We start from the raw sequence: 6,892 nt of genomic DNA, 5'->3' as shown, positions 1-6,892 counted from the left end.
GCCACCGTAATGCTGGAGGGGACTGGATTTACGGGAAGAACCCAAAATCAGCTGTCGTCAGAGTTCAAGACATATTGTGTAAAATGAAATCTATATTCCTCGCCTTAATTTGCTCAATCGGTTTTATTGGAAATAGATATGAAGAAAACTTTTCTTATATCTTATGGTTTAATATTCCTGTTTTTAGTTATTATAACTCTTAGAGAGTCAATTGAGGCGGCAAAATTTGTTATGCTCCAGAATAGCGTTAAATATTTTGTAATTGCGATTGCAGGATTTATAATAAGTACAACATTGCCAATAATAATATCTTTATTGATATGGTTGTCCGTCGATAAAATGAAGGTGCGGTGGCTTGTTCATGTTCTGACTTTGTTGATGTTGAAGATCGTTTTCGAAGGAGGGCAGTATATGTTTATTCTGGGGTTGGGCTCTGCCGGTGATAGTACCCCAGAAGGGATTGCCTTGCTAACTGGCGGAATGATTTGCCTATTGGCAATAATTGTTCATGCAATTGCCTTTTTTGTAGAGGCTTTTATCGCAATGAAACGAAGAGTTAGGCAGGTACGGTGATCGTCCAAGCTGCCGTTAAGCAAAACCTTGAAGCGTCCCGAGTTTTCCGAATTACGGTGCCAGTGCATTTATTACGCGTAGCTTATGATTTCGCTGATGGCCGCCAGAGAACTGCGGCCCTCATGCCCCGTGTAGCAGATATGTAGCAGCTCGGAACGAGCCCCCCCCCCACCACCAAACCTGACGTCACCGTCATTCGTCAATCGAGTCGCTCAAGCCGAGTTCGTTAAGCGAGCGGTCGATATGTTCGGCCCAGCCTTTGCGTCCGCGAGACCGCGCATCCGATACCGCGTCGGCGAGGGCAAATCGGTCATGATCCCGAAGCACCTCGATCAGCGCCCGCGCCTGATCCAGATCCTTCATCCGCTTGTGACGATTGGCCTGATCCCGCCGCTGGGCCAGGATCAGTTTGTGAACCGCGAACCGGGCCGGCTGGGGCACGTTCACGGCGATGCCAGCGCCCCATAAAGCAACGGTGGGCACCGGGTCCTCGATCAGCCAGCCGAGATAGTGGAGCGGCACCGCCCCCGCCTCCAGCCCGACGAGCGACATCGGATTTCTGTCAGCCCGGCTTCTGACCGGCGTCAGCAGATCGACCAGATAGCCCTCGGCGTTGCGGAAGCGGGACGGCGGCGCACCGGGGCGGAGGGACGGGATCGGCGTGAAGGTCCGGTCGGCACGCTTCAATATCCGCTCCATCCCCTCCGGCGGTTCAGCTGTGAGAGCAAGCCGGGCCGTCGCGAGATCGAGATCCCCGGTCATCAAAGTGGGTGCGGGAAGCCGGCGGCCGACAAGCGGTTCGAACATCATATAGGCCGCCGTACCGACCAGCACTGCCCCCGCCCTGAAGAGACCTGCATAGGCGATGGCGTCCAGTGCGGCGCCCAGGGTGCGATCGGGGCCGGCCAGACGGTCTCGCTTGAGCATCGATACGATGTCCCGCCGCTTCTTCGCCAGATCAGCGCCCAGACGCAGCGATGCGGCTTCAGCCTCGGCTTCCTCGTCACCTTGTTTGCCTATGAAGCGATCGATCCGATCATTTCCGACGGGAATCTTCGCATAGAGGTAGGTGATGCCGTCACGCTCGCGGGAATAGACCGATCCGGCTGGCGGAGCCGCGTCAACCTGCTGCACCAGATCGGAGAAGATCGTGCGTGTTATCGGTTGGAGGTTGGGGTCTTTCATACAGACACATATATCAAACCTGTCTGTACATGCAATGTACAGACCCAAATCGTTCCGTTGTCTGTACAACAGAATAGTGGTCAGCTGGTCATCCAACGGCAAAGCAGCGCTCAGCCGAGCAGAGGCCTTCGGAAATCAAATCGGCATTCGATCCGCACAGGCGCTGTCGGCGGAGTCCGGAATCGCGCATCTGCACAGGTCGGACCTGTAACCCTTCTCTCCCAGCAGACGAACCTACGGTTGCACGCATGGCGCTTCCATGCCGAACCGGAGACTGCCGCCATGTCCGCCCGCCCTCATGTCGTGATCGTCGGCGGTGGCTTTGGCGGGCTGGCGGCGGCCAAGGCGCTCGGCGGTGCACCGGTGGACGTCACGGTCATCGACCGGCGCAATCATCATCTGTTCCAGCCGCTGCTCTATCAGGTGGCGACAGCTGGGCTTTCACCGGCCGACATCGCCGGGTCGATCCGCTCGATCCTGCGCGACCAGCAGAATACGCGGGTGCTGCTCGACGAGGTGTGCCGGATAGATCGCACGGCGCGCACGGTTCACATGCGCAACAACTGTCCCCTGCACTATGACTGGCTGATTGTCGCGACAGGCGCGCGCCACAGCTATTTCGGCATGGACGCATGGGCCCCGCATGCACCCGGCATCAAGACCATCGACGATGCCACGTCAGTCCGGCGCCGGGTCCTCATCGCCCTGGAAAGGGCCGAGACCGAGATCGACAAGGCCACCCGCGACGCCCTTCTTACCTTCGTGGTCGTCGGTGGCGGGCCGACCGGGGTGGAAATGGCCGGGGCGATCGCCGAACTGGCGCGCCAGTCGGTCAGCAAGGACTTCCGCCACATCACGCCGCACTGCTCGAAGGTCCGGCTCGTGCAGAAGGCCGACCGGCTACTGCCGTCCTTCCCGGAAATCTTGTCGGAACAAGCCCGCGTGGCGCTCGAAAAGCTGGGCGTTAACGTGCGACTGCACGGCAAGGTCGAGCAGATCACATCGGCCGGGGTCATCGTGAGCGGTGACTTCATACCGGCACAGACGGTGGTCTGGGCCGCAGGCGTGATGGCCTCGCCCGCTGCGCACTGGCTCGGCTGCACGCCCGATCGAAACGGTCGGGTGGGAGTCGACTCCATGCTCCACCCCCATGGCTCGCACGACATTTTCGTGATCGGGGATACCGCGCGGTGCGTGGATGCCAATGGGCGCGAAAGTCCTGGCGTGGCGCCGGCCGCCAAGCAGCAGGGGCGCTATGCCGCGCAGGCCATTCGCGAACGCCTGTCGGGTCGCGCGGTGGAGCCGTTTCGCTATCGCGACTATGGCCAGATGGCGACCATCGGCCGGGCCCGCGCCGTCTGCAGCATCGGCAGGCTCAGGCTCTCGGGGCATCTGGCGTGGCTGCTGTGGTGCGTGGCGCACATCTGGTACCTGAACGGATTGCGCAACCGCCTGTCGGTAACCATCAGCTGGATCTGGAACTACCTGACGTTCGAGCGCGGGGCCCGCCTGATCACCGGCGATATGGCTGCAGGATCTGATCAGCCGAGTGCCTCCTCAGCCCTGTAACTCTCAATCCTGTATACTCCCGAGGCACCCGCGGTAGCGACAGGCAGCGCCGGCGGGTCGACCCCGGCAGCCGCTTGCGGCAGAGCCAGCGCTTCGTCAGTCACTTGCCTTATGGTGCTGAACGCGTGCGCGTCTTGCCCTGGCCTATGAGGCTTTCAAGCGTTTTCGCTATTGCCGCATGGCCAGCCGCGTTTGGATGCCAAGGTGCACCTATGGTTTTCGGGTAGTCGGCATAGAAGCCGTTGCTCCATGGCTGACTTGCACAAGGAGTATGAGCCAGAGACAACGCATCGGCCGCGAGCAGTTCGGCATCGCCTTTGCGCGCCGCGCTTGCTGTCAATTGGGCGAGACGCCTGGCGATTGCCCGGGCAGCCTGCGCACCCCCTTCATCGATAACGGTTTTTTCGCACCGGGTTTCCGGCAAGAGCGAAACATATTGGACAAAGACGATCCGGGCTTTGGGAGCTCGGCGATGCACTTCGTTTGCAATCTCAACCATCCGGCCTTCCAGCGCGCTATAGTCTTTTTCCGAAGGAGCCGGCACCGATCGACACGGCCCACCGAAACTGTTGACGCCGGCCCGGCAACTGCCGCCGAACAATGTCCCGACGAGACCGAGGTCGTTCCCGCCGGCGGTAATCGTCACCAGCCTCGTATTCGCAGAAACGGCCTCGATCTGCGCGGGCAATTCATCCCATGCACCAAGGATATGCGCTGTCGTCGCCCCGCCGCAGCTCACATCCTTCAGCGCAAGACCTTCGGCTTCGGCAAGCAAGGATGCGTAGTTGTTGACCGTGCGATCGCACCGTGGCGGCGATCCAGCCTGCTGCGGCCCGATCCCCGCGCCTGCAGCAAAGGAACTGCCCATCGCCACATATTCCTCGCCCCGGGGCGAGGACTGGGTGACGGGGGCCGGATGAACGCAGCCCGCCAGCACGAGCATCAGGCTCAAGCCCCCCGGACGAATAAACCGCGCCATATTCCTGCCGCCTCCTGTTGCCGGCCAGTGATCTGCGTCCGACCGCGCTTCGCAAATTTGTGTCGGATCCCCACCGGGCGCGTGCCCCAACCGATGGCAATCACCGCGTTTCGGCCGGCAAAGTCCGAGATCAACTGCGAACTATACGGCCGCGAAAATGATCACCTTCTCGTCATTGTTGAACGAGGGGAACGGCAGATAGGAAATCCGCAGTCGCTGTTGCAGTGTCAGTCGATGTTCGCCCGCAGGAAAGCCACCGGGGCAATCGACGAGGATCAGCGCCTGCGCACCGAACGCCCAACGCCGGTCATAGGCGGTTTCCATCTCGTCCAGGGTGAGCGGGCCCGGCCCCTCATCGAAGCGGATCGCGCTGCGCGGTACCTGTTCCCCGTCGATGCTGACCGCGAGATCCTCGATCATCGACAGGCCGAGCCCGCGATAATAGCCGAGCTTGGTGGCAAAGCTGAAACCCGTGGGCGCATCGGCGGGGCCGAGATTGGTGACACTGGCGGGGTCGATTATATATTTGTCGAACATCAGTTTGCGCCTCCCTGCGCGCGGCGGGCTTCGGCCTCTGCGATAAGCTTCTCGAACATCACGTGCTGGCGGCGCACCTGTTCGCGACTGTCCACCTCCTCGACATCCTGGATCCAGCGATTGCCTTCATATTCACTCGACAGCGTCCCTTCCCAGCCACAGCCGACCAGCACGTCGATCACCTCGTCATAGGCAATGGCAGGATCGGTGCAGTCCGCGTTCATCTCGTAGAATTTGGCCTGGATATGGCGGAAATAGGGGGCGTACTCGGCCAGCCGCTTGGGATTGGCATAGGGCGCATGGCGCAGGGTTTCGGCCATGGCGACCTCGGCCTTGTTACCCTGCATCTTCACTGCGACCTCATAGATCGTGTATTCGGCCATGATCTTGGCTTCGTGGCTGTCCACGATGAACTGCGCCACTTCGGGCCGCGCGCCTTGCCGTTCGAACCGGGCGCGGAATGCAGGCGGATAATGTTTCATGAAGATGCCCATGTCGGGCAGGATCCCGAGGTGACGGGTGCCGAGCCGGTCGGCCTCCTCGATCGTCCGCAGAATCCATGCATGTTCGAGATGCCAGGGCGCATGCACTTCGACCCCCATGTGGACGTCAAGCTCTTCGGCAAATGGCACGCAGCGGCCCAGAATGTCGGGCCGCACGAACACGAGCACGCGCATGTTGCGGATACCGAGCCGGTTGCACAGCTTGAGATCGCGTACGATGCTCTCGACCTGCTCGTCGTCGGTCATCAGCTTGTCTTTGCGCAGCTTGGTGTCGAGGAACATGTCATAGGCTGTGAAATGGCAGCCATGTCGCTCCACCATCGCCTTCCACTGATCGACCTCGACATCGCTCAGATGCGGGAAGCCGGGCATATTCTGCTCAGGCAGGATCTCGATGCCCCTGGCGCCGATCGAGGCGGCAAAGGCCACGCAATCCTCGACAGACATGGCGCCAAGGAACATCTCTTCCTGAAACGAATAGAGGCTGACGCCCCGGCTGATCTTTGACGGCAAGGATCCATCTCCCCTGATTTCATGCGCTGGCATGAGAGCCCGGCGCGAGTGATTATCGTCGGCGCGGCGGTCAGGCCTGCACGACCTTTTGCGAAATGGTACCGAACGGGCGGCGCTCGTCCGGCAGCAGACCGAACATCGCCACCTCGTCGCCGAACGCCATGAAGGGCGTCCGAGGGGCACCGTGAGCTATGATCTCGATCGCGCGCTTTTCCGAGATGCAGGCCGAACCGCGCTGCGCATATTCGGCGTTGGAGACGGTCCCGGTGCCGATGATCGTGCCCGCCACCAGATCGCGGGTGCGGGCGGCGTGGGCGACCAGTTCGGGGAGCGAGAAGGCCATCTGATCGCCATTCACGCGACCAAAGCGACGGCCGTTCCATTCGACCACAAGATCCATGCAGACCCGGCCATCCCGCCAGGCGGGGCCAAGTTCGTCCGGGGTAACGGCAAAGGGCGCCATGCTGCACGCGGGCTTGGCCTGCACCCAGCCGAAACCGGTCTTCATCTCGATCGGCGCAATAGCGCGCAGCGACCAGTCGTTGATCTGGACGATCAGCCGGATGTGCTGCGCGGCCTCAGCGCTGCTGACCCCCATCGGGACGGCATCGACGATGACACCGAACTCGCCCTCGAAATCGATCCCCAGCCCCTCGTCGGGCACCGGAACATCGGCATGGGGGGCAAGGAAGCGGTCGGACATCCCCTGATACATCAGCGGGCGCGAGGCATCGACCGGGTCGAGCCCGAAGGCGATCTGCATCAGTTCGCCGTGCGTGTTGAAGGCGGAACCGTCGAGCCACTGCCATGACCTCGGCATGGGCGCGGAGAGGCTCGCGAGATCGAGCGGGTCTCCGCCCTCGGCCGCCAATGCGGCAGCAGCTGCCTGCAAGGCCGGTTCAGCCTCGTTCCAGTGGGTGATCGCATCCAGCAAATTCGACCAGCCCGATATGGTGCGGAAGGCCTCCCCGTTGGCGGAGATCACCACCAGCTGACCGTCGGGTGTCCCGTCATGACGTGTAGCAAGCCGCAC

At 61.1% G+C, this 6,892-nt stretch carries 7 protein-coding genes; 2 read left to right on the top strand and 5 right to left on the bottom strand.

Annotation, left to right across the window (positions count from 1 at the left end):
- The first annotated feature begins 138 nt into the window (after nt 1-138).
- Complete coding sequence (locus ACNI3R_RS14895; RefSeq protein ID WP_426184684.1) at nt 139-573, top strand: hypothetical protein; 435 nt, start codon at nt 139-141, stop codon at nt 571-573.
- A gap of 192 nt (nt 574-765) precedes the next feature.
- On the opposite strand, the gene ACNI3R_RS14890 is transcribed toward ACNI3R_RS14895, so the two are convergent.
- Nucleotides 766-1,854 carry a GSU2403 family nucleotidyltransferase fold protein gene (locus ACNI3R_RS14890; protein ID WP_426184682.1) on the bottom strand — a complete coding sequence of 363 codons (1,089 nt, stop codon included), beginning with the start codon at nt 1,852-1,854 and terminating at the stop codon, nt 766-768.
- A gap of 186 nt (nt 1,855-2,040) precedes the next feature.
- Between ACNI3R_RS14890 and ACNI3R_RS14885 the strand changes: the two genes are divergently transcribed.
- Nucleotides 2,041-3,327, top strand: coding sequence for an NAD(P)/FAD-dependent oxidoreductase (locus ACNI3R_RS14885; RefSeq protein WP_426184680.1), 1,287 nt, complete (start codon nt 2,041-2,043; stop codon nt 3,325-3,327).
- A 109-nt stretch (nt 3,328-3,436) separates the two neighbouring features.
- Here the strand turns inward: ACNI3R_RS14885 and ACNI3R_RS14880 are convergent, their stop codons facing one another.
- The 4 genes from ACNI3R_RS14880 to ACNI3R_RS14865 all read right to left on the bottom strand — a co-directional run bounded on the left by ACNI3R_RS14880 (nt 3,437) and on the right by ACNI3R_RS14865 (nt 6,892).
- On the bottom strand, nt 3,437-4,306 hold the full coding sequence (locus ACNI3R_RS14880) for an SGNH/GDSL hydrolase family protein (RefSeq protein ID WP_426184678.1): 870 nt from the start codon (nt 4,304-4,306) through the stop codon (nt 3,437-3,439).
- Nucleotides 4,307-4,447: 141 nt separating this feature from the next.
- Nucleotides 4,448-4,843 (bottom strand): C-glycoside deglycosidase beta subunit domain-containing protein, encoded by a 396-nt coding sequence (locus ACNI3R_RS14875; protein WP_426184676.1) that lies wholly within the window; start codon nt 4,841-4,843, stop codon nt 4,448-4,450.
- Complete coding sequence (locus ACNI3R_RS14870) at nt 4,843-5,859, bottom strand: sugar phosphate isomerase/epimerase family protein (protein ID WP_426184674.1); 1,017 nt, start codon at nt 5,857-5,859, stop codon at nt 4,843-4,845. The genes ACNI3R_RS14875 and ACNI3R_RS14870 overlap by 1 nt, the downstream gene beginning before the upstream one ends.
- A 70-nt stretch (nt 5,860-5,929) precedes the next feature.
- A complete protein-coding gene (locus ACNI3R_RS14865) occupies nt 5,930-6,892 on the bottom strand; it encodes a fumarylacetoacetate hydrolase family protein (protein ID WP_426184672.1) in 963 nt (320 codons plus the stop codon).

The sequence above is a fragment of the Rhizorhabdus antheiae genome (genome assembly GCF_049889055.1).
In the GTDB taxonomy this organism is placed as follows: domain Bacteria; phylum Pseudomonadota; class Alphaproteobacteria; order Sphingomonadales; family Sphingomonadaceae; genus Rhizorhabdus.
Note: the sequence above shows the minus strand (reverse complement) of the source record. Positions and strands in the feature narration are given on the sequence as shown.

What these genes read in the sequence shown, in the direction of transcription:
- ACNI3R_RS14895 (WP_426184684.1), top strand. Translation starts at nt 139, where the DNA reads ATGAAGAAAACTTTTCTTATATCTTATGGTTTAATATTCCTGTTTTTA.
- ACNI3R_RS14885 (WP_426184680.1), top strand. Translation starts at nt 2,041, where the DNA reads ATGTCCGCCCGCCCTCATGTCGTGATCGTCGGCGGTGGCTTTGGCGGG.
- ACNI3R_RS14880 (WP_426184678.1), bottom strand. Translation starts at nt 4,306, where the DNA reads ATGGCGCGGTTTATTCGTCCGGGGGGCTTGAGCCTGATGCTCGTGCTG.
- ACNI3R_RS14875 (WP_426184676.1), bottom strand. Translation starts at nt 4,843, where the DNA reads ATGTTCGACAAATATATAATCGACCCCGCCAGTGTCACCAATCTCGGC.